The 19980-nt window shown below is 70.0% G+C and carries 17 protein-coding genes; 4 read left to right on the forward strand and 13 right to left on the reverse strand.

Annotated elements, in window-relative coordinates; translation table 11 throughout:
• Positions 1–16: 16 nt before the first annotated feature.
• From BMY35_RS28225 to BMY35_RS28245, 5 genes are all read right to left on the reverse strand, one after another.
• Positions 17–334, reverse strand: coding sequence for a hypothetical protein (locus BMY35_RS28225; RefSeq protein WP_093206313.1), 318 nt, complete (start codon positions 332–334; stop codon positions 17–19).
• Between the two features lie 90 nt (positions 335–424).
• A complete protein-coding gene (locus tag BMY35_RS28230) occupies positions 425–1264 on the reverse strand; it encodes a DMT family transporter (protein WP_093206314.1) in 840 nt (279 codons plus the stop codon).
• Positions 1265–1461: 197 nt separating this feature from the next.
• Positions 1462–2157, reverse strand: a complete 696-nt coding sequence (locus BMY35_RS28235) for a helix-turn-helix transcriptional regulator (protein ID WP_093206315.1) — start codon at positions 2155–2157, stop codon at positions 1462–1464.
• Positions 2158–2209: 52 nt separating this feature from the next.
• A complete protein-coding gene (locus BMY35_RS28240) occupies positions 2210–3343 on the reverse strand; it encodes an SLC13 family permease (protein ID WP_093206316.1) in 1134 nt (377 codons plus the stop codon).
• Positions 3324–4856 (reverse strand): class I adenylate-forming enzyme family protein, encoded by a 1533-nt coding sequence (locus BMY35_RS28245; protein WP_093206482.1) that lies wholly within the window; start codon positions 4854–4856, stop codon positions 3324–3326. The genes BMY35_RS28240 and BMY35_RS28245 overlap by 20 nt, the downstream gene beginning before the upstream one ends.
• Before the next feature lie 221 nt (positions 4857–5077).
• Between BMY35_RS28245 and BMY35_RS28250 the strand changes: the two genes are divergently transcribed.
• The gene (locus tag BMY35_RS28250) at positions 5078–5320 is read left to right on the forward strand and encodes a GlsB/YeaQ/YmgE family stress response membrane protein (RefSeq protein ID WP_093206317.1); all 243 of its coding nucleotides are present in this window, start codon (positions 5078–5080) and stop codon (positions 5318–5320) included.
• A gap of 32 nt (positions 5321–5352) precedes the next feature.
• Complete coding sequence (locus tag BMY35_RS28255) at positions 5353–5844, forward strand: hypothetical protein (protein ID WP_093206318.1); 492 nt, start codon at positions 5353–5355, stop codon at positions 5842–5844.
• A gap of 6 nt (positions 5845–5850) precedes the next feature.
• On the opposite strand, the gene BMY35_RS28260 is transcribed toward BMY35_RS28255, so the two are convergent.
• From BMY35_RS28260 to BMY35_RS28270, 3 genes are read right to left on the reverse strand one after another with little or no spacing between them, the layout of a single operon-like run.
• Positions 5851–7320 carry an efflux transporter outer membrane subunit gene (locus BMY35_RS28260; RefSeq protein WP_218153021.1) on the reverse strand — a complete coding sequence of 490 codons (1470 nt, stop codon included), beginning with the start codon at positions 7318–7320 and terminating at the stop codon, positions 5851–5853.
• Positions 7317–10463: an efflux RND transporter permease subunit gene (locus tag BMY35_RS28265; RefSeq protein ID WP_093206320.1), complete on the reverse strand. Its 3147-nt coding sequence runs from the start codon at positions 10461–10463 to the stop codon at positions 7317–7319. Before BMY35_RS28265 ends, BMY35_RS28260 begins: the two co-directional genes overlap by 4 nt.
• 13 nt (positions 10464–10476) lie before the next feature.
• Positions 10477–11721: an efflux RND transporter periplasmic adaptor subunit gene (locus BMY35_RS28270; RefSeq protein WP_218153022.1), complete on the reverse strand. Its 1245-nt coding sequence runs from the start codon at positions 11719–11721 to the stop codon at positions 10477–10479.
• 135 nt (positions 11722–11856) lie between these two features.
• On the opposite strand from BMY35_RS28270, the gene baeS reads away from it, so the two are divergent.
• Both baeS and BMY35_RS28280 read left to right on the forward strand, forming a co-directional pair.
• Positions 11857–13245, forward strand: a complete 1389-nt coding sequence (gene baeS / locus BMY35_RS28275; protein ID WP_093206484.1) for a sensor histidine kinase efflux regulator BaeS — start codon at positions 11857–11859, stop codon at positions 13243–13245.
• 16 nt (positions 13246–13261) lie between these two features.
• The gene (locus BMY35_RS28280) at positions 13262–13966 is read left to right on the forward strand and encodes a response regulator (RefSeq protein ID WP_093206321.1); all 705 of its coding nucleotides are present in this window, start codon (positions 13262–13264) and stop codon (positions 13964–13966) included.
• Between the two features lie 118 nt (positions 13967–14084).
• Here BMY35_RS28280 and BMY35_RS28285 read toward each other — a convergent pair whose 3' ends face one another.
• The 5 genes from BMY35_RS28285 to BMY35_RS28305 are packed head-to-tail and all read right to left on the reverse strand — an operon-like array spanning position 14085 to position 19787.
• Positions 14085–15470: a glycosyltransferase family protein gene (locus BMY35_RS28285; RefSeq protein ID WP_093206322.1), complete on the reverse strand. Its 1386-nt coding sequence runs from the start codon at positions 15468–15470 to the stop codon at positions 14085–14087.
• Positions 15452–16627: a DegT/DnrJ/EryC1/StrS family aminotransferase gene (locus BMY35_RS28290; protein WP_093206323.1), complete on the reverse strand. Its 1176-nt coding sequence runs from the start codon at positions 16625–16627 to the stop codon at positions 15452–15454. Before BMY35_RS28290 ends, BMY35_RS28285 begins: the two co-directional genes overlap by 19 nt.
• Entirely contained in the window at positions 16624–17592 is a 969-nt protein-coding gene (locus BMY35_RS28295) for a Gfo/Idh/MocA family protein (RefSeq protein WP_093206324.1), read from the reverse strand. The genes BMY35_RS28290 and BMY35_RS28295 overlap by 4 nt, the downstream gene beginning before the upstream one ends.
• A gap of 30 nt (positions 17593–17622) precedes the next feature.
• Positions 17623–18402 carry a hypothetical protein gene (locus BMY35_RS28300; RefSeq protein WP_093206325.1) on the reverse strand — a complete coding sequence of 260 codons (780 nt, stop codon included), beginning with the start codon at positions 18400–18402 and terminating at the stop codon, positions 17623–17625.
• Complete coding sequence (locus tag BMY35_RS28305) at positions 18399–19787, reverse strand: glycosyltransferase (protein WP_256229876.1); 1389 nt, start codon at positions 19785–19787, stop codon at positions 18399–18401. Before BMY35_RS28305 ends, BMY35_RS28300 begins: the two co-directional genes overlap by 4 nt.
• Positions 19788–19980 lie beyond the last annotated feature (193 nt).

Here is a 19980-nt window from a genome sequence, read left to right on the forward strand (position 1 = left end):
AAGCCGGGGCCGGCGCTCAGCCCAGGTCGGGCCGCAGCGGGATGTCGCCCAGCGCGTCGTCCTCGCGCAGTCCGCGCGCGGCCTTCAGCAGCTCGATCGACAGGCCGTCGCCGTGGCCCGCGAAACCCCGGGCGATGCCCTCGAGCACCGTCGACAGGCCGGTTTCGCCGTCGTTGCGGGCATCCATGCTGATGTTGAGCACCCGGGCCGCCATCTGGCGGTAGGTGACGGCGCCCGCGCCCTCCAGCGCGGCCACCAGGTCGAGGTACAGCGCCAGGTTCAGGTCGAACACCAGCTTGGGCGTGATCTCGAAATCCCTGTTCTTGTCGTCCATGTGGGTTGGCTCCTTTTTTCCTGAGCCTCCACTCTAGCCACAAAAAATGAAGCCGCCCCGTCGGATACAGCCTGATTCAGCACGCAAGCATCACCGCGCGCGCGTGCCCATGATCGCCGCCGAGATGATCAGCCAGGCCGCGAGCACGATGGTCCAGGTCAGCGGACGCCCGGTCACGAGCAGCAGCAACGCCGTCGAGCCCAGCGGCGTGATGTAGCTCAGGATGCCGATCTGCCGCGCGTCGCCGCGCTTGAGCGCCATGTCCCAAACAAAGAAGGCCGCGCCCAGCGGGCCCAGGCCGCACAGCACGAGCAGCAGCCAGTCGCGGCCCGACAGCGCCACCGAGGGCTCCAGCACCGCGTGGCAGGCCAGCGAGAGCGCGCCCGAGACCAGCCCGAACAGGCCGATCGCCGAGGTGGGGAAGGCCGGCACGCGCTTCGTCCACAGCGAATAGCTGGCCCACACGAAGGCCGAGGCCAGCGCCGGCAGAAAGCCCCGGTAGCCCGAGAAGGACGCATTGCCGCCGCCCGCCCCGAGGATCGCCGCCGCGGCCCCCGCGAAGCCCAGCAGCCCCGCCACCAGGTGCAGCGGCCGCAGCGACACGCCCGGCAGCAGCACCGGCGCCAGCACCACCATCAGCAGCGGCCACAGGTAGTTGACCAGGTTGGCCTCGACCGGCGGCGCGTAGCGCAGCGCGATGAACAGCAGGAAGTGATAGCCGAAGAGCCCGTAGATCCCCAGCGCCAGCGTGCGCGGCGGCACCTTCCAGGCGGCGCGGTCGCGCAGCACCAGCGGCCAGCTCGGCACGCTGCCGATGATGAGCGCCAGGCCCGTCAGCAGGAAGGGCGGCAGATGGGACAGGGCCGTGCCCAGCGATGCGAGCGTGGTCCACAGGGCGATGGCGATCAGGGCGTAGGCGGTCGATGGCATGGACGGCGAGGCTACGCGATGCGGTCGTCGCGCAACGATGGTTCGTCGTCGCGAAACGACGGTTTGGGCTTTGCTCCTTCCCCCGCTGGGGGAAGGTTGGGATGGGGGCAGGCCGTTGATCGCGCCCCGTGTTTTTTCGTCGCCGTCGTGCCCCCACCCCGGCCCTCCCCCAGCGGGGGAGGGAGAAAGTCAGCGCCTCAGCGTCGGAGCGCCGCCGTGAGCGCCGACGGCGAGCGGTAGCCCGTGCGGCGCGCCGTCTCCGCCACGCTCAAGCCGCCCAGCCGCAGCTCGCGCGCATGCGCCAGCCGCAGCGAGCGCAGCCACTGCATCGCGCCCATGCCCTGCTCGTCGCGGCAGCGCTGCGCGAACTGGCTGGGGCTCAGGCAGGCGACCTCCGCCAGGTCGGCCACGGCCAGCGGCTGGTGCCAGCGGGCGCGGGCCCAGTCGGCGAGCAGGGGCCAGTCGATGCGGCGGCGGCGCGAATCCGATGAGGATGCCGGTGCCGGATTCCATGCCTCCAGCAGCAGCGCGGGGCCGTGCTGCAGGGCCAGCGCCGAGGCCTGCGGCTGCTTCATGCATTGCGCCAGGTAGCGCGCCAGCGTGTGCAGCTGAGGCGAATCGGGAGATGCGCGTGCGGCGCAGCGGGCCCAACCCGCATGGGTGGTGTCGAGCACCAGGCACACGGCACCATGCCTTTGCGCGCTGAAGTCGTGCCGGTCGCCCGGCGCGACCACCTGCGCCTCGCCGGCCGCGATGCCGGCGCCACGGCCTTCCACCTCGATTTCGAGCACGCCGTCCAGGCCGATCAGCACCTGGAAATGCTCGTGCGCGTGGCTGCCGTGCGAGTGGCCGTAGTCGCGCAGGGCCAGGGTGTGCGTGGCGGGCGTGTGCATGGAAAGGAGCGGGGAAGGGAGGACGCGATTGTCCGACTCCGGCCCGCCGCTGTCATCCCAGCCGCAGCAGCAGTGCCGAGGCCGCGCACACCAGCAGGAAGGGAATGCTGATGCGGTGGAACTCGCGCAGCCCGTTCGGCAGCTTGGCGAGCCGCAGCGCGATCAGGTTGGCCAGCGAGCCCAGCACGCAGCCGAAGCCGCCCACGCTCACGCCGGCCGCCAGCGCCGGCAGGTCGCGCACATGGCCGTCCAGCAGGATCGCGGCCGGCACATTGCTGATGAACTGCGAGGTGACGATGGCCGCGAGGTACGCGCGCCAGCCCTCGGTGATCGGCCAGTGGCCCAGCAGCGCCACCACGGCGGGCAGTTCCGCGAGCTGCCGCAGGTCCACGAACATCAGCGCGATGATCGCGAGCAGCGCCCAGTCGATGCCGCGCAGCACGCGCGGATACGCCACCAGGAACACGCCGAACACCACGCCCAGCCCCGCCAGCAGCCAGTGCCGGTCGAGCGCGACCACGAAGCCAACGAAAAGCAGTGCCGACAGCGCCAGCATGCGCGGCTGCACCGGCGCGGCTTCGGCCTCGGGTTTCAGCTCGATGGGCGTGCGCGGCACCAGCAGCCAGACCGCGACGAAGACCCAGAACAGCATCACCGCCACCGTCGGCCCCATCATCCCCATGAAGGCGACGAAGCCCTCGCCCGAGCGATGCCACAGGTACAGGTTCTGCGGATTGCCGATGGGCGTGAGGGCCGAGCCCGCGTTCACCGCCAGCGCCTGCAGCACCACCAGCCGCGCGAGCGGCAGATGCGCCTGCGTGGCGAGCACGCGCGTGAGCGGCACCAGCAGGAAGAGGCTCACGTCGTTGGTGACCAGCGCCGAGAGAAATGCCGCGCTGGCCGTCAGCAGCAGCGCCAGGCTGCGCTGGTTGTGCGTGCGCGCCAGCAGGCGCTGCGCGGCGGACTGCAGCATCCCGCTGCGCTCCACGCCCTGCGTGATGGCCAGCAGCCCGGCGAGCGCGCCCACCGTCTGCCAGTCGACCAGCCGCAGCCAGTCCATCGGCGCGCGCGGGCGAAGGAAGGCGAACAGCACCGCGACCGCGACCAGCACCCACAGCAGGCCGTTGCCGCCGCCGCCGTGGTCGGGCGCCGCCGCCGCGCCGGTGTCAGCGGCCGACGAGTTCACGCAACTCGCGCTTGAGCACCTTGCCGATCGCGCTGCGCGGCAGCTCGTCGATGAAGGCCAGCCGCGCCAGGCGCTGGGTCTTGCCGAGCTGGGCGTTGGTCCACTGCAGCAGCTCGTCTTCGCTCGTGGCGTCGCCCTCGCGGCGCACCACGAAGGCGGCCGGCGTCTCGCCCCATTGCTCCGAGGGCACGCCCACCACCGCCACGTCGGCCACCGCCGCATGGCCGCGCAGCACGGCTTCCAGGTCGCTCGGGTAGATGTTGAAGCCGCCGCTGATGATCATGTCCTTCTTGCGGTCGAACAGCGTGAGGAAGCCGTCGGCGTCGAAGCGGCCCACGTCGCCGGTGCGTATGAAGCGCTTGCCGGTGGCGTCGAACCACTCGGCCTCGCGCGTCTTCGCGGGCTGGCGGTGGTAGCCGGTCATCATGCCGGCCGAGTGGCCAACCACCTCGCCGGCCACCTCGGTGTTGCCGCTGGGCAGCTCGTTGCCCTCCTCGTCGATCAGGCGGATGTCGCTGCCCTCGGCCGGGCGACCGACGGTGTGCAGCTTGGTGGGGTTCAGGTGCGCTTCCAGGATGCAGGTGCCGCCGCCCTCGGTCATGCCGTAGAACTCGACCAGCCCGCCGGGCCAGCGCTTGAGCACGTCGGCCTTCAGTGCCGCGCCGAAGGGCGCGCTGGTGCTGAACTTGTGCCTGTACGAGGACAGGTCGTGCTCGTCGAAGCGCGGATGCGCCATCAGCCGCTGGTACTGCACCGGCACGAGCATGGTGTGCGTCACGCGGCGCTGCTGCGCCAGCTGCAGGTAGCCTAGCGCGTCGAACTTGGGCATCAGCACCACGCAGCCGCCGAAGGCCAGCGTGGGAAAGAACACCACCAGCGTGGTGTTGGAGTACAGCGGCGTCGACAGCAGCGTGACCGTGTCGGGGCCGTACTCGTACTTGGCGCCGCGCTGCACGTGGGCCCAGCGCATGCCGTGGCCCTGCACGATGCCCTTGGGCTCGCCCGTGGTGCCCGACGAATAGATGATGTTGAAGGCCCAGCCGGGCTGCACTTCCACGGCCTCGGGCCGTGCGCCCGCCGGCGCGAGCCATTCGTCGATGCCGCGGCCGACCTGCGAGCCGTCGAGCGCCACGCGCGGGATGCCGCCTTCCTTCGCGGGGCCGATCACTTCCGCGGCCGATGCGTCGCTGAACAGGATGCGCGCGTCGGCGTCCTCGATCATGCGGGCCAGGCTGGCGGGCGTGGAGCCGGGTGCCAGCGGTGCCACGGCCACGCCGGCGCGCAGCGCGCCCAGGAACACGGCCGCGTAGTTCACCGACGACGAGGCGCAGATGGCGATGGCGTCGCCGGCCTTGAGTCCGTCGCGCTGCAGGCTGGCCGCGATGCGGTCCATCAGCGCGTCGAGCGCGCGGTAGTCCAGCGTGCGGGTGGCGTCCGCCAGCGCTGCGTGGTCGGGCGTGTGTTGCGCGTGGAGGCGAATCAGATCGGCAATGGCGCCGAAACTGCGTTCCATGGCGGCTTGGATGGCAGGGTGCGTTTGCAAAGTCATCTTCCTTCTTCTTGGCCAGCCGGCAGGATAGCGAAATGCTCCCGCTTTCGGCCAGCGCCTTGGCGACCGCCCGGGTGCAGGACGGCACGCCGTCAGTTGCCGCTCAGGAAGGCGGGGCGACGATCCCCGGGCGCCTTTCGCAACAAAGCGGCGGCGCTTGTTGTCACCAAGGACAGGGAGTTTCCGTGCACATCATCTGGACGATTCTGATCGGCTTCATCGCCGGGCTCCTGGCCCGCGCCGTGCTGCCGGGTAACAACTCGATGGGGTTCATCCTCACCGCGGTGCTCGGCATTGCCGGCTCGCTGGTCGCGACCTATGCCGGGCAGGCCATGGGCTGGTATGCCGCGGGGGCCGGTGCCGGCTTCATCGCCTCGGTGGTCGGCGCGGCGGTGCTGCTCGGGGTCTGGCACCTCGTGACCCGCTGAAGCCGACCGATCCGATCACCAAGGAGCTCGCCATGGGTTTACTCGACATCCTCCAGCAAGCCATCGGCAACAACAATGCCGAAGCCCACCTCGACCAGGTCGCGCAGCACGCCTCGCCCGGCGAGTTGGGCGCGGGGCTCGCCGCGGCGATGCGCTCGGACCAGACGCCGCCCTTCGGCGACACGGTCGGCCAGCTGTTCGGCCAGTCTTCTCCGGCGCAGCAGGCCGGCGTGCTCAACCAGATCCTGGCCACGCTCGGCCCGGCCGCCGCCTCTGCGCTGGCCGGCGGCGTGCTCGGGCGCATGCTGCAGCCGGGGCAGACGCAGGTCACGCCCGACCAGGCCTCGCAACTCTCGCCCGCGCAGGTGACCGAGATCGCCACGCATGCCGAGCAGCAGCACGCGGGCGTGATCGACGAAGTCAGCCAGTTCTACGCGCAGCACTCCGGGCTCATCAAGACGCTGGGCGGCGCGGCCATCGCCATCGCGCTGGCGAAGATGAAGGAAAACGCGACGCGCGGCTGAGCAGCTTCAGCCGGTCGAAGCCGGCTGCGCCGTGCCGCCCCCGCCCATCACCTTGTAGAGCGTGATGCGGTTGCTCTGCTCCGACAGGCGCAGCGTGATCAGCGTCTGCTGCGCCGTGTACAGCGAGCGTTGCGCGTCCAGCACTTCGAGATAGCTGTAGCTGCCGTTGCGGTAGAGCGCTTCCGACAGCGTGAAGCTCTTCTGCGTGGCATCGACCAGCGACTGCTGCGCCGCCAGCTTCTCGCCCAGCGAGCCGCGCACGGCCAGCGCGTCGGCCACTTCCTTGAACGCGGTCTGCACCGTCTTCTCGTAGGTGGCGAGGTCGATTTCGCGCTGCGCCTTCGCCGAATCGAGGCTGGCGCGGTTGCTGCCGGCGTTGAAGATCGGCAGGCTGATCGAGGGCGCGAAGCTCCATGTGCTGTTGCCGCCCTTGAACAGGCCCGACAGTGCCGTGCTCGACGAGCCCGAGCTCGCGGTCAGCGAGATGGTCGGGAAGAAGGCCGCGCGCGCCGCGCCGATGTCGGCGTTCGAGCCCTGCAGCGTGTGCTCGGCGGCCAGCACGTCGGGCCGCTGCTGCAGCAGCGTCGAGGGCAGCCCCGCGGGCACTTCGACCAGCGCGCTGGCGGTGGTCATGCCGGCGGCCGGCAGCAGTTCGTCCGGCACCGTGGCGCCGGCCAGCAGGTCGAGCGCGTTGCGGTCCTGCGCCACCTGCGCGGTGTAGCCGGCCACGTCCACGCGCGCCGAGTCCACCGTGGTCTGCGCCTGGGCCAGCGCCAGCGCGGTGCTGGCGCCGAGCGCCTTCATGCGGCTGGTCAGTTCGTAGGAGCGCTGCTGGCTCGCGAGCGTGTCCTGCGCGAGCTTCAGCCGCTCGTTGTCGGCGGCCAGCGTGAGCCAGGCCGAGGCGACCTCGGCCACCAGGCTGATCTGCGTGCTGCGGGTCGTGGCCTCGGTCGAGAGGTAGCTCTGCAGGGCCGCCTCGTTGAGGTTGCGCACGCGGCCGAACAGGTCGAGCTCGTAGTTGCTGAAGCCCAGCGAGGCGGTGTAGGTGTTGCCGATGGACGATTCGCCGCTGCTGCTCGTGGCCGCCGAGGTGCGCTGGCGCGTGCCGCCGGCCGTGGCCGAGACGCTGGGGAACAGCTCGGCGCGCTGCACGCCGTATTGCGCGCGCGCCTTCTCGATGTTCTGCACGGCCACGCGCAGGTCGCGGTTGTTCGCCAGTGCGAGCGTGATGGTGCGCCGCAGCCGGTCGTCGGTGATGAAGCTCTGCCAGCCGGTGGTGGCGGAGACGGCGCCGTCCTTGGCGTCCCTGGTGTCCTTTGTGTCCTTCGCGTCCGTGGAGGCCGGCCAGGCCTTGGGCACGGGCGCCTCGGGCCGCGAGTACACGGGAGCAAGGTTGACGCAGCCGGCCAGCGTCGCGGCGGCGAGGAGCGCGCAAAGCGCGCGGAGTCTGAAGCGAGGATGTGTCATGGCTTTCATGCCTCGGGCAATGCGGGCAGCGAGGCCGGCGTGGTCGGAGTCGTGGGCTTTTTCCGTTGCGCGAAGAAGCGCCGGATAGCGACGAAGAAAAGCGGCACGAAGAAGATGCCCAGCGCGGTGGCGGTGGCGATGCCGCCCAGCACACCCACGCCGATGGCGCGGCGGCTGCCCGAGCCCGCGCCGGTGCTCAGCGCCAGCGGCAGCACGCCGAACATGAAGGCCAGCGAGGTCATCAGGATGGGCCGCAGCCGCAGGCGCACTGCCTGCAGCGTGGCCTCGACCAGCGCCATGCCCTCGTCCTGCAGCTGCTTGGCGAACTCCACGATGAGAATCGCGTTCTTCGCCGACAGCCCCACCGTGGCCAGCAGCCCCACCTGGAAGTACACGTCGTTCGACAGCCCCGCCAGCTTGGTCGCCAGCACAGCGCCCAGCACGCCCAGCGGCACCACCAGCATCACCGAGAACGGCACCGACCAGCTCTCGTACAGGGCAGCCAGGCACAGGAACACGAACAGGATCGACACCGCGTACAGCAGCGGCGCCTGCGAGCCCGAAAGGCGCTCCTGGTAGGAGCTGCCCGCCCATTCGTAGCCGATGCCCTGCGGCAGCTGCTTCATGATGCGTTCCACCGCGTCCATCGCCGTGCCCGAGCTCACGCCCGCGGCCGGGTCGCCGATCAGCTCGAACGACGACATGCCGTTGTAGCGCGACAGCTGCGGCGAGCCGTAGGTCCAGCGGCTGCTGGCGAAGGCCGAGAAGGGCACCATCTCGCTGTTGCCGTTGCGCACGTGCCAGCGGTCCACGCTGTCGGGCTGCATGCGGAAGGGCGCGTCGGCCTGCACGTAGACCTTCTTCACGCGGCCGTTGTTGATGAAGTCGTTCACGTAGCTGCCGCCCATCGCGCTCGAGAGCGTGTCGTTGATGTCCGAGGTCGACAGGTTCAGCGCGGCGGCCTTGCGGTCGTCGATGTCGATGGCGAACTGCGGCGTGTCGTCCAGGTTGTTGCTGCGCACCTGGCTCAGCGCCGGGTCTTTTCGGGCCAGCGCCAGGAACTGCTCGCGCGCCTGCACCAGCGCCTCGTGGCCGATGCCGCCCAGGTCCTGCAGCTGCACGTCGAAGCCGGCGTTGGAGCCCAGGCCGCGCACGGCCGGCGGAAGCATCACGAACACGTTGGCGTTGCTGGTGCGCGCGGCCATGTCCATCGTGAAGCGGCGCGACAGCGATGCGGCGTCCTGCGCCTTGCCGCCGCGCTCGCTCCAGTCCTTCAGCGTGATGAAGGCATTGCCCGTGGCCTGGTCGCCGCTCAGGCCGGTCAGCGTGATGAAGTGGGCGACCTCCTTCTGCGAGGAGAGGTACTGCTCGAAGCTCTTCATGGTCTGCTGCAGCTGCTCGTCGGTGGCGCTGGCGGGCAGCTTCACCTGCGCCATCAGCGTGCCCTGGTCTTCGTCGGGCAGGAACGAGGTGGGCAGGCGCATGAAGGTCACGCCCAGCACGCCCAGCAGCAGCACGTAGACCAGCATGCTGCGCTTGCCCCGGTGCAGCAGGCCGCCCACGCCCGAGCGGTAGCGCTCGGCGTTGCGCTCGAAGTTGCGGTTGAACCAGCCGAAGAAGCCGCGCTTTTCCTGGTGGTGGCCGGCCTCCACGGGCTTGAGCAGCGTGGCGCACAGCGCAGGCGAGAGCGTCAGCGCCACCAGCACCGACAGCAGCATGGCCGCGACGATGGTCACCGAGAACTGGCGGTAGATCACGCCCGTCGAGCCGCCGAAGAAGGCCATCGGAATGAACACCGCCGACAGCACCAGCGCGATGCCCACCAGCGCGCCGGTGATCTCGCCCATCGATTTGCGCGTGGCTTCCTTCGGCGAGAGCCTTTCCTCCGTCATGAGTCGCTCGACGTTCTCCACCACCACGATGGCGTCGTCCACCAGCAGCCCGATGGCCAGCACCATGCCGAACATCGTGAGCGTGTTGATCGAGTAGCCCAGCAGCGCCAGCACGCCGAAGGTGCCCAGCAGCACCACCGGCACCGCGATGGCGGGCACCAGCGTGGCGCGCAGGTTCTGCAGGAAGAGGTACATGATCAGCACGACCAGCACCATCGCCTCGGCCAGCGTCTTGGCCACTTCCTCGATGGAGATGCGCACGAAGGGCGTGGTGTCGTAGCCGACCACCGCCTTCATCTGGTTGGGGAAGAAGGGCGAAAGCTCGTCGAGCTTGGCCTTCACCGCGTTCGACACCGTGAGCGCGTTGGCGCCGGTGGCCAGCTTCACGCCCATGGCGGCCGCGGGCTTGCCGTCGAAGCGCGAGCTGATGGTGTAGCTCTCGCTTCCGAGCTCGATGCGCGCGACGTCGCCCAGCCGCACGATCGCGCCGCTGCTGCTGTCCGACTTGACGATCACCTCGCGGAACTGGTCGGCGGTGCGCAGCTTGCTGCGCGCCGTGATGGTCGCGGTCAGGCGCTGGCCGGCGGCCGCCGGCAGCGCGCCGAGCTGGCCGGCCGAGACCTCGGTGTTCTGGCTGGTGAGCGCGGTGGTCACGTCCGAGGGCATCAGCGAATACTTCTGCAGCTTCGCGGGGTCGAGCCAGATGCGCATGGCGTAGCCCGAGCCCAGCGTCTGCACGTCGCCCACGCCGTCGATGCGGCTGACCACGTCGAGCAGGCTGCTGGAGATGTAGTCGCCGATGTCGGTGGCCGAGGCGCTGCCGTCCTGCGAGATCAGCGAGACGATCATCAGGAAGTCGGTGCCCGACTTGGTGACCGTCACGCCCTGGTTCTGCACCGACTGCGGCAGCTGCGACTCGGCCTGCTGCAGCTTGTTCTGCACCTGCATCTGCGCCACGTCGGCGTTGGTGCCGGCTTCGAAGGTGAGCTCGATGCGCGCGGTGCCCGAGGAGGTGCTGCTCGAGGACATCGACACGAGCCGGTCGAGGCCCTTCATCTTCTGCTCGATCACCTGCGTGACCGAGTCCTCGATGGTCTTGGCCGAGGCGCCCGTGTAGGTCGCGTTGATGGTGACCTTGGTGGGCGCGATGTCGGGATACTGCTCCAGCGGCAGCGTGCTGATCGACAGCGCCCCGGCCAGCATGATGACGATGGCGATGACCCACGCGAAGATGGGCCGGTCTATGAAGAAGCGTGCCATGTGCGTGGGCTCCTCAGCGCGCGGTGGGCGCGACTGCGGCCCCCGCGCTGGCAACCGTGGCGTCGGAAGCCGCCACGGTCTTCACCGTGTCGCCCGCCTTCACCTTCAGCGAGCCCTCGACGATCACGCGCTCGCCGGCCTTCAGGCCCTCGGTGACCTGCCAGCGGTTGCCGACCGTGCGCGACACCTTCAGCGCGCGCTTCTCGACCTTGCCGTCGGCAGTGACCACCAGCGCCGACGCGTCGCCGCTGGCCGTGCGCGTCACGCCCTGCTGCGGTACCAGCAGCGCGCCCTCGGCCACGCCTTCTTCCAGCACTGCGCGCACGTACATGCCGGGCAGCAGCGTGCGATCGGGGTTCGGCACCAGGATGCGCAGCGTGACCGCGCCGGTGCCTTCGTTCACCGTGACGCTGGAGAACTGCAGGCGCCCGGCGTGGCCGTAGGTGCTGCCGTCCTCCAGCAGCAGCTTCACCGAGGCTTCGCTCTTGTCGCTGCTGCCCTTGAGCGTGCCGGCCGCCAGTTCGCGCTGCAGCCGCAGCAGCTCGGTGGTCGATTGCGTCACGTCGACGTAGATCGGATCGAGCTGCTGCACCGTGGTGAGCGCCGTGGTCTGGCTGGCCGTGACCAGCGCGCCCGGCGTGACCGTGGAGGCTTCGATGCGCCCCGCAATGGGCGCCGTGATGCGCGTGAAGCCGAGGTTGATGCGCGCCGTGTCGAGCGCGGCGCGGGCCACGCCCAGCTCGGCCTCGGCCTGCTGCAGCGTGGCCTGGCTGTCTTCGCTGGTCTGCTTGCTGACGGCCTCGATCTTCGCGAGCTCCGCATTGCGGCGCGCCGTGACCTTCGCGGCGTTGACCGTCGCTTCCGACTTCGCGACGGTGGCCTGCGCGCTTGCGTAGGCGGCCTTGTAGCTGGCGGGGTCGAGCTGGTAGAGCACCTGCCCGGCCTTCACCAGCGCGCCTTCCTCGAAGAGGCGCTGCTGCACGATGCCGCCCACCTGCGGGCGGATCTCGGCGCTCAGGCGGGAGCGGGTGCGCCCCGAGAGTTCGGTGGTGACGGGCTGGTTTTCGGGCTGCACCGTGACCACGCTGACCTGTGTGGCGGAAGCGCCTTGGGGTCCTGCGGCGAGGCCGGGAGGGCCGGAAGGAGAAGAAGGGCCGGGCGAAGTGGAGGAAGAGCCGGAGCATCCCGCGACAGCGCCCAGCAGGCCGATGGCCAGGGCGCACGCGAGGCCGGTGCGGTTGAAGCGGGAAGACATCATGTTCGGAGTTCCAATCAGGTTGGAACCCATGGTCTTCAGGGAATGTGGAGCGAATGTGGAGGTCCCCGCGACCCGCACGGCCATGGGGCGGCGATGCACCGCGCGGGCCCCATCTGGCTTATCTTGTGGCCCTTCATGAAGATCAGCATCACCACCAAGCTCTTTCTCGCCGTGCTGGCCACCGCCGTGCTGGCCGTGGTCGCCATGGGTGCCGCCTCGCGCTGGAACTTCGAGCGCGGCTTCGTCGGCTATCTCAACGAACAGGGCGTGGAGCGGCTCGACGCCGTGGTGCCGAACGCCGCCGCGGCCTACCGGCTGAACGGCAGCTGGGACTTCCTGCGCGACAACCCGCGCCCCTGGTTCGAGATCATGCGGCCCGCGCCCTCCGCGTCGGGCGAGCACTTCGAGCCGGGCCGTTCGCCGGCGCTGGTGTCCGACCTGACCGGGGCCGTGCTGCGCATCTCGCTGCTCGATGTCGACAGGCGAGTGATCATCGGCTTCAGGGACGTGCGCAAGGGCGCCGTCGAGCGCGCCGTGGTGGTCGACGGAAAGACCGTGGGCTGGGTCGTCATGATGCCCTTCCAGAGCGTGAGCGAGGCCGGCGACCAGCGCTTCCAGAAGAACCAGCTGCGCGCGAGCTGGGTCATCGGCAGCCTCTGCGTGCTGCTGGCCGCGGGCATCGCATGGTGGATCGCGCGGGTGCTGCTCGCGCCCGTCAAGCGCGTGGCGACGGCCACCCACCGGCTGGCGGCGGGCGATTACGCGAGCCGCGTGGCCGTGGCCTCGCACGACGAGGTGGGGCAGCTGGCGCGCGACTTCAATTCGCTCGCCAACACGCTGCAGCGCAACGAGCAGATGCGCCGCGAATTCATGGCCGACGTGTCGCACGAGCTGCGCACGCCGCTGGGCGTGCTGCACGGCGAACTCGAAGCCATGGAAGACGGCGTGCGCCGTCTCGACGCGCAGGCCGTGCGCTCGCTGCAGCACGAGGTCGGCATGCTCAACCAGCTGGTGACCGACCTCTACGACCTGTCGTTGGCCGACGTGGGCGCGCTCGCCTACCGCAAGGCCGACGTGGACGTGCGCGACCTGCTGGAGCCGAGCCTCGATGCCTTCCGCGAGCGGCTGGCCTTGGCCGGCCTGCGGCTGGAGCTGGCGCTGCCCGCGCAGCCGCTCGTGGTGTTCGCCGACGAGCGGCGCATGCAGCAGCTCTTCAGCAACCTCGTGCTCAACACCTGCCGCTACACCGACGCCGGCGGCGTGCTGCGCATCGAGGCGCGGGAGGACGGCGACCGCATCGCCATCGACCTCATGGACTCCGCGCCGGGCATCGACGAGGCCTTGCTGCCGCGCCTCTTCGAGCGCTTCTTCCGCGGCGAGGGCTCGCGCAACCGTGCCAGCGGCGGCGCGGGGCTCGGGCTGGCCATCTGCCGCAGCATCGTGGAGGCGCACGACGGAACCATCGAGGCCAAGGCCTCGCCGCTGGGCGGCGTGTGGATCGCGATCCGCCTGCCGAGGGCATGAGGAGGAGGGCAGGACGATGACGACAGCAACGACGAACGACACGCCGGCGGCGACGGCCCACATCCTGATCGTCGAGGACGAGCCGCGCATGGCCGCGCTGCTCGCCGACTACCTGCGGGCGTCGGGCTACACCTCGCAATGGATCGCGAACGGGCTGGAGGCGGTGCCTTCCGTGAAGGCCGGCCGGCCCGACCTGGTGCTGCTCGACGTCATGCTGCCCGGGCAGGACGGCATGAGCGTGTGCCGCGAGCTGCGGCAGTTCAGCGAGGTGCCGGTGATCATGCTCACGGCGCGCGTCGAGGAGGCCGACCGACTGATGGGGCTCGAGATCGGCGCGGACGACTACATCTGCAAGACGCCCTTCAGCCCGCGCGAGGTGGTGGCGCGCGTGAAGGCGCTGCTGCGGCGCAGCGGCTATGCGGCGCGCGAGGCGTCGCCGCTGCAGATCGACGCGCAGGCCTACAAGGCCGCCTGGCAGGGCACGCCGCTGGATCTCACGCCGGTCGAGTTCCGCCTGCTGAAGGCGCTGGCCGACGCGCGCGGCCGCGTGCTCTCGCGCGACAGGCTGCTCGACCATGTGCATGCCGACCAGCGCGCCGTGACCGATCGCGCGGTCGACAGCCACGTCAAGAACCTGCGCCGCAAGCTCGATGCGGCGAGCGGAGGGCAGGAGCTGATCCGGTCGATCTACGGGGTCGGCTACAGGCTCGACTTACCGTGAAACTCCCCCAGGCTTCGCGCACTTCGTGTCGCTGCGCCAACCCCCTCGCCGGGGGCGACGCCTGCGGCCCGGCGAAGCCGGTTCCGCGGTGTCTCGCGAAGGGGCTGCGCCTGATTCTCTAGCCGTCGGCGTCGCGCGCGAGGCTGCGCTGGTTCCATGCATGCATCGATGCTGCACGCTGCGGCGTGTATTGCGTGGGGAAGTGCACGAAGTGGCTCTCGCCGGTGGCGTAGATCACGGGGGCGTCGAGCGACAGGGCATCGACCACCTGGGCCTGCGTGATGAGGCCACGTGCCCTGAACGCGTTCGCGAAGTAGGTCTGGTCGCCGCCGTTGGCGTGGATCGACGAGCGGTCGGGCGCGTTCTCGATCTGCTGGCAGACGTCCTCGACCAGCGCATGCATCGCGGGCGTGTTGCGCACGCCGACCACGCTGGAATTCATGTTCCACGCCGTGTGGTCGTTGCCCACCAGGGCATCCCGTCCCTCGACCAGCGGCTCCATGCGCAGCGACTGGTTCATCGCGATGATGTCCGCGTCGACCCACAGCAGGAACTCGTGCTCGGCGAGGTGGCGCCGCATCACGTGCGGCTTGGCCCACGAGCCCGTCAGCCCGTTCGCGAACTCCGGCACCTTCCGGTAGAGGTGGTAGCCGTAGCCATGCCGCAGGCAGTAGCGCGCGAAGCTCTCTTCGTGGATGCGGCCATAGCTCGCGATGTGGTGCGTGTAGATGCTCACGAAGGCGATGCGCGCGCCGGGGTTCAGGTGCAGCTCGTCGCCGTCCGGCTGCGCGGCCTCGGCGAGCACGAGGCAGGGCGGGCGTTCGCCGGCGGCCAGCGCGGCGGCTTCGTCGACCAGGTTCTGCACGCCGCGGAAGTCGTAGTCCAGCGTCGGCGTCCACCGGTTGCCGGGCCCTGTGCGGCGCCAGGTGGGCGCGTCGCTGGCCACCAGCGGCCGCACGCCGCGGATGGAGTCGTGATAGCCGCCGCCGGGCCAGCTGGCCTGCACGTTGGTATAGACGCCGTTGGGCAGCGCCAGGCCGCAGGGGCGGGGCGGAAAGACGTGCGCGACCAGCGAGTTCTCCGGCTGCTCGTCGTCTTCCAGGATGCGCACCGCCCAGTGGGAGACATGGTCGACCAGCTGGCGAAGCTTCTCGCGCACCTCGGCCGTGTTGCGCAGCAGGAGCATGCTGGTGTTGCAGAGCGCGTCGTCGTCGGGCTGCGCGCTGACCAGCGCGTCGACGCCCGCGAAAGTCTCTTCCAGCGCACGGGGCTCGTAGACCACCGCGAACTGGTCGAGCACCAGCAGCAGGCTGCCTTCGCCGATCTGCGCCAGGTGGTGGTAGATCGCGTGGTAGCGGAAGTAGACCGGCTGGCGTGGGCCCCACACATGGGTGCTGTCGACGACGCGGTGCGCGTAGCCGTGCCGCCGCGCATAGGCCGCGTGGTTCTCGACCAGGCCCGGGACGGGGCGGGTCGACAGCGTGGTCAGGACGGTGGCTGGCATGTCGTCGGGTGCGGGTCGCCCGGGGCTCGGGCTGCTTGCCGTACGGCATCGATGATGTACCCGATTTCCTCGTCGTCGAGCATCGGGTACAGCGGCAATGCGAGCGAACAGCCGGCCAGCCTTTCACTGTGCGGCAGGGCACCGCGGTCGCCGTGCCAGGGCCGTAGCGCCTCATGCAGGTGAAGCGGCTGCTCGTAGTAGACGCGGGTGGCGATGCCGGACGCTGCCAGCCGGGCCGCGAAGTTCTCGCGCTCGAGCGGACCGGGCAGCCGGACGACGAAGTAGTTCCAGGCGTGGCCGGCCGAGTCTTTCGGCAGGCGCATCGGCAGGTCCGACCAGGCCGCGAGGTAGCGCGCGGCGATGGCGCGACGCCGCGCGAGGTTCGCGGGGAAGTCGTCGAGCGCGGCGTGGAGCAGGCAGGCCTGCAGCTCGTCCATGCGGCTGTTGTGCCCGAGGCAGCGATGAAGGCCGTCGCGGTAGCCGTGGTTGCGCAGCAGCCGGGCCTTGTCCGCGTGGCGCGGGTCCTTGAAGGCCAGGGCACCGGCGTCGCCGGCGGTGCCCAGGGTCTTGGTCGGATAGAAGCTCATCGCCGCGGCATCGCCCCAGGTGCCGGCGGCGTGACCTGCCGTGGCGCCGTCGCCGGCCCGGGCTCCCAGGCACTGCGCCACGTCCTCGACCAGCAGCAGCCCTTCGTCGCGGCACCAGTCGGCCAGCTCGGGCAGGCCGCTCGCATCGCCGAACAGGCCCACCGCGAGGATCGCGCGCGTACGAGGCGTGCGGGCCTTGCGGAAATCCTCGGGCATGGGGATGAAGTCGTCCGGCGCGCTGTCGACGAAGACCGGCCGCGCGCCGGCTGCGAGCACCGCTTCCGCGCATGCGACGAAGGTGTAGGCCGGCACCAGGACTTCGTCCAGCGCATCGCCGCCGCCCGCATTGCCGATGCCGAGGCTCTTGAAGGCCAGCAGCAGCGCCTCGGAGCCCGACCCTGCGGCCACCGTCTCGCGGCCTTGCAGCAATGCCGACAGCCGCGTCTCCAGGGATTGGACCTGCGGACCGAGGATGTAGGTGCCGCTGCGCAGCACGCCGGCGAGGGACTGGGCCAGGCGCGCCGCCGTCGGTTCGGCGGAAGCCGCCGGCCGGAACAGCGGGATCTTCATGCGTGCAGTATCTGGCAGGCGCGGGTGACGGCCGCCAGGCCATCCGCGCCGGACGCGATGCGGCTGGGCTCGCCCAGCACCGCGCGCCGGAAGCCCTGGTACTGGCGCGCCAGGGCATCGTCGCCGCCGGCCGCCGTTGTCGACGCCGCGCCGCGCAGGTCCAGCCATTGCTCGCGATGGCCGTCGCACAGCTGCAGCCGGGCCGCGGGCAGGCTGCCGTAGCCGCTCTCGAACTCGGCGACAAGCGCATCCAGCCGCACGCGGGCGCGCACGCCATGCGCATCGACATGCAGCGCGAGCAGCTCGAGTGGCGCCTCGGCGGGAATTGCGCACAGCCATGCGAACAGGTCGAGGTCGTGCACCATCAGGTCCAGCACGCTGTCCCTGGCGGTCGCGATGCGGGTCGAGCAGCGCCGGAAGCGCATGAACGGACGGGCGCTCCGGCTCTGGCGATGGTTCGTGGCCGCATTGCGCAGCCGGCCCAGGAGCGACTCGTCGAACACCGGATTGAAGCGCTCGATGTGTCCGGTGCCGAGGGTGACGCCGCATTGCCGCGCCGTGCGGATCATCAGGGCGCCTTCGTGCCGGTCGATGCACAGCGGCTTTTCCACCAGTACATGACAGCCGCGTCGCATCAAAGCCATCGCGACCTCGGCATGCGCGTCGTCGCAGGTGGCGACGGTAGCCGAGGCGATGTCCCGCGGCATGTCGTCCAGGCTGGACAGCAACGGCAGCGCGGCAAGCTCGCTTGCGACGCGGGCCGACGGCGAGCAATCGACCAGCGCGCGCAGGTGGAAGCCTTGCAGGGAGAGGAGCTTGCGGGCGTGCACGCAGCCGAAGCGGCCGATGCCCACGACAGCATGGGACAGCGCGGTGTCGGTGGCAAGCGGGGCCGGTACGGTGACGACGGGATCGGCGACGGTGGCCGTGCTGTCGTCGTCGCTGGCGGGCGTCGTGAAGATCATCGCGGCGTCGTCGCTGGCTGATGCGTCAGGTCAACGGCGAATGGCGCCGCGCAGCCGCTCGGCCACGGCCTGCAGGTGGGAGCCGCGGATCACGTGCTTGTAGACGCCGGCGGCGACGCGTTCTTCGCCGAAGACTTCGAAGGCGGGCTTGCCCGCGGGCGGCTGGGCCAGTTCGTAGCGCGTGGGCTGTGCGGCGAAGAGGCATTCGCGGCCGTAGGCCTGGGCGCCGAACTCGGCGATGAAGCCCGCCAGCTCCTGCTCCAGCTGGCCGCCGAAATGGCGCGCGTAGCCGTGCATGTCGTCCAGCTTGGCTTGCAGTTCGCCCGCATCGAGTTCGACCACGACGTGGCGTTCGGAGGCCAGCCGCGCCGGCGGGCTGGGGTGGCCCACGGTGGGATAGCCGAGCGAGACGACCTCGCGGCCGCGCGCCACGACCTGCGCCGCGACCTGGTTGGCCATCAGGCGGCACATGTCGTGCGAAGGGTTGTAGTCCTCGGCTTCGTCGGCGACGATGCAGTCGATGCCCTGCTCGACGACGTGATCGGCCAGCGCATCGACCCATCGCGTGAAGAGGCTCGTGTCGCCTTCGAGAAGGGCGCGGTAGATGTCGGCGTCGGCGACCGGCTGCACCACCTCCGGGATCCAGCGGGCACCGGCGCGCGAGAGGTTGTCGACCGTCGGTTCGAGCCGCGGCACGCCGGTCGATCCGGCGCCGTTGGTCAGCACCACGAAGTCGGGCCGCTCGTTGCGCAGCCACTTCCAAAGCAGCAGCTCATGCCCCGAATGGGCGGCGATCACCAGCGCCTTCATGCCTGCGGTTCGCCTGGACGAACCAGGGTCGAGATGCGGCGCAGCGGCCCGGTCACGCGCCACGAGCGGCTGGCGTAGACCTCGCGCAGCTGCGCCTGGAGCAGGGCGAGTTCGGTGCGTGCCTGCTGCGCCTGCCGCTCGGCTTCGGCCAGCCGCTCGTTGCAGTGGGCATTCGACTGCGCCGCGTGCTCCGCCTGGCGCTGCGCCTCGGCCTGTACCGCCTCGATCCGGCTCTGGTACATGTGCTGGTGGTCGTTGAAGGACTGCTGCAGCCCCGCAACATGCTGGTGCAGCGATGCGATGGTCAGCTGCGCGGCCGAAGGATTGCCGCGCCGGATCCAGTCCTGCATGTAGCGGGACATCTCGTCCGCCCGTTGACCGGCGGGAATCTCGATCACCGTGTGTTGCCGGACCATGCGCAGCACGGAGCCTTCGAGCGCGCCTAGCGTGGCGTCGAGACTGCCGTGCGTGCGCATCCACTCGCCGGAGCTGGCGGCATCTTCGGCGTCGTAGCGGTCGAGTTCGGCGCCCACGCTTTCCCGCGTGATCGGACGGATCAGCAGCGCCCGGCCGAAATTCCAGCGCCGCGCGTGGGCGATCGTGGAAGCCGTCACCATCTCGCCCATGCCCCAGACCGGGTCGAGAACCACCACCGCGTTACCGGTGCACAGCGCCTCGGTGGCGCAGCGGCCCTTGCCGAAGACGATGTCGTAGCGGCCCAGCGCCTCGGCCGGGTCGGGCAGGTGGTTGCCGGTGCCGCTGCCGATCACGTCCAGCGACAGCCCGCGCTGCACGCAGGCGGCGCGGATTTCCTCGAGCTGCTCGTTGTGCGAGGCGTAGTTGCTGAAGACGAGCGCCGTGCGGGCCCGCTGCGGCAGTGCGCCGCGCCGAGGAAAGCGAGAGAGGTCGACGCCGTTCTGGATCAGCTCGATGCGCTCGCGTTCGATGCCGAACTCGTGCACCAGCCGCTGCGCGCAGTTCTCGTCGACCGCCACATGGCGCACGACCTGCGCGAACTGAGCGGGCCGCCCATGGTCGTCGCTGCGGTCGTGGCAGATCGTGATGACCGGCACGTCGTGGAAATGCAGCAGGGCTCGAACCGTCTCGTGGTGCGTGTTGCCGACGATGATGTCCGGTCGCGCCGCCATGTCGGCCAGGTCGGTGACGCAGGCGATGGAGGCGAAGCGCAGTTCGTTCGCCATGTCGCCGAAGGCCGTCGCGAAGATGGTGACGGCGTGCCCGCGGCGTCGCAGCCACATCGCCAGGTCGCGCGTGAACATCTCGGCGCCCGTGCGATGCAGCAGGTAGCACATCGCCAGGAGGATGTGCAGGGGCTTGCCGGACTGCGCGGAGTCCGGGGCGGAGGCGGCCTCCGGGAGCGTCAATCGAGCGCCGGCGCGCCTGACAGCACCCAGAAGTTGATGAGAAAAAACGGGCTCCGTCATCTAGAAAAATCAGAAGTCAGTGAGAAAAATTCAAAAGTGAATGAGAAAAATCAAGTCGCCTTTGAGTTTTTCTGAGAGAAACCTAGCTTTCGAGATAGATGTGCTGTTCTGCCATAGCTGGCGGTAGTTTACG

The sequence above is a fragment of the Variovorax sp. YR750 genome, from assembly GCF_900109805.1.
GTDB lineage: Bacteria > Pseudomonadota > Gammaproteobacteria > Burkholderiales > Burkholderiaceae_C > Variovorax > Variovorax gossypii.

Excerpts from the sequence above, each read along its gene's own strand:
- BMY35_RS28225 (WP_093206313.1), bottom strand. The coding sequence starts at position 334 with ATGGACGACAAGAACAGGGATTTCGAGATCACGCCCAAGCTGGTGTTC.
- BMY35_RS28230 (WP_093206314.1), bottom strand. The coding sequence starts at position 1,264 with ATGCCATCGACCGCCTACGCCCTGATCGCCATCGCCCTGTGGACCACG.
- BMY35_RS28235 (WP_093206315.1), bottom strand. The coding sequence starts at position 2,157 with ATGCACACGCCCGCCACGCACACCCTGGCCCTGCGCGACTACGGCCAC.
- BMY35_RS28245 (WP_093206482.1), bottom strand. The coding sequence starts at position 4,856 with ATGGAACGCAGTTTCGGCGCCATTGCCGATCTGATTCGCCTCCACGCG.
- BMY35_RS28255 (WP_093206318.1), top strand. The coding sequence starts at position 5,353 with ATGGGTTTACTCGACATCCTCCAGCAAGCCATCGGCAACAACAATGCC.
- BMY35_RS28260 (WP_218153021.1), bottom strand. The coding sequence starts at position 7,320 with ATGAAAGCCATGACACATCCTCGCTTCAGACTCCGCGCGCTTTGCGCG.
- BMY35_RS28265 (WP_093206320.1), bottom strand. The coding sequence starts at position 10,463 with ATGGCACGCTTCTTCATAGACCGGCCCATCTTCGCGTGGGTCATCGCC.
- BMY35_RS28270 (WP_218153022.1), bottom strand. The coding sequence starts at position 11,721 with ATGATGTCTTCCCGCTTCAACCGCACCGGCCTCGCGTGCGCCCTGGCC.
- baeS (WP_093206484.1), top strand. The coding sequence starts at position 11,857 with ATGAAGATCAGCATCACCACCAAGCTCTTTCTCGCCGTGCTGGCCACC.
- BMY35_RS28280 (WP_093206321.1), top strand. The coding sequence starts at position 13,262 with ATGACGACAGCAACGACGAACGACACGCCGGCGGCGACGGCCCACATC.
- BMY35_RS28285 (WP_093206322.1), bottom strand. The coding sequence starts at position 15,470 with ATGCCAGCCACCGTCCTGACCACGCTGTCGACCCGCCCCGTCCCGGGC.
- BMY35_RS28290 (WP_093206323.1), bottom strand. The coding sequence starts at position 16,627 with ATGAAGATCCCGCTGTTCCGGCCGGCGGCTTCCGCCGAACCGACGGCG.
- BMY35_RS28295 (WP_093206324.1), bottom strand. The coding sequence starts at position 17,592 with ATGATCTTCACGACGCCCGCCAGCGACGACGACAGCACGGCCACCGTC.
- BMY35_RS28300 (WP_093206325.1), bottom strand. The coding sequence starts at position 18,402 with ATGAAGGCGCTGGTGATCGCCGCCCATTCGGGGCATGAGCTGCTGCTT.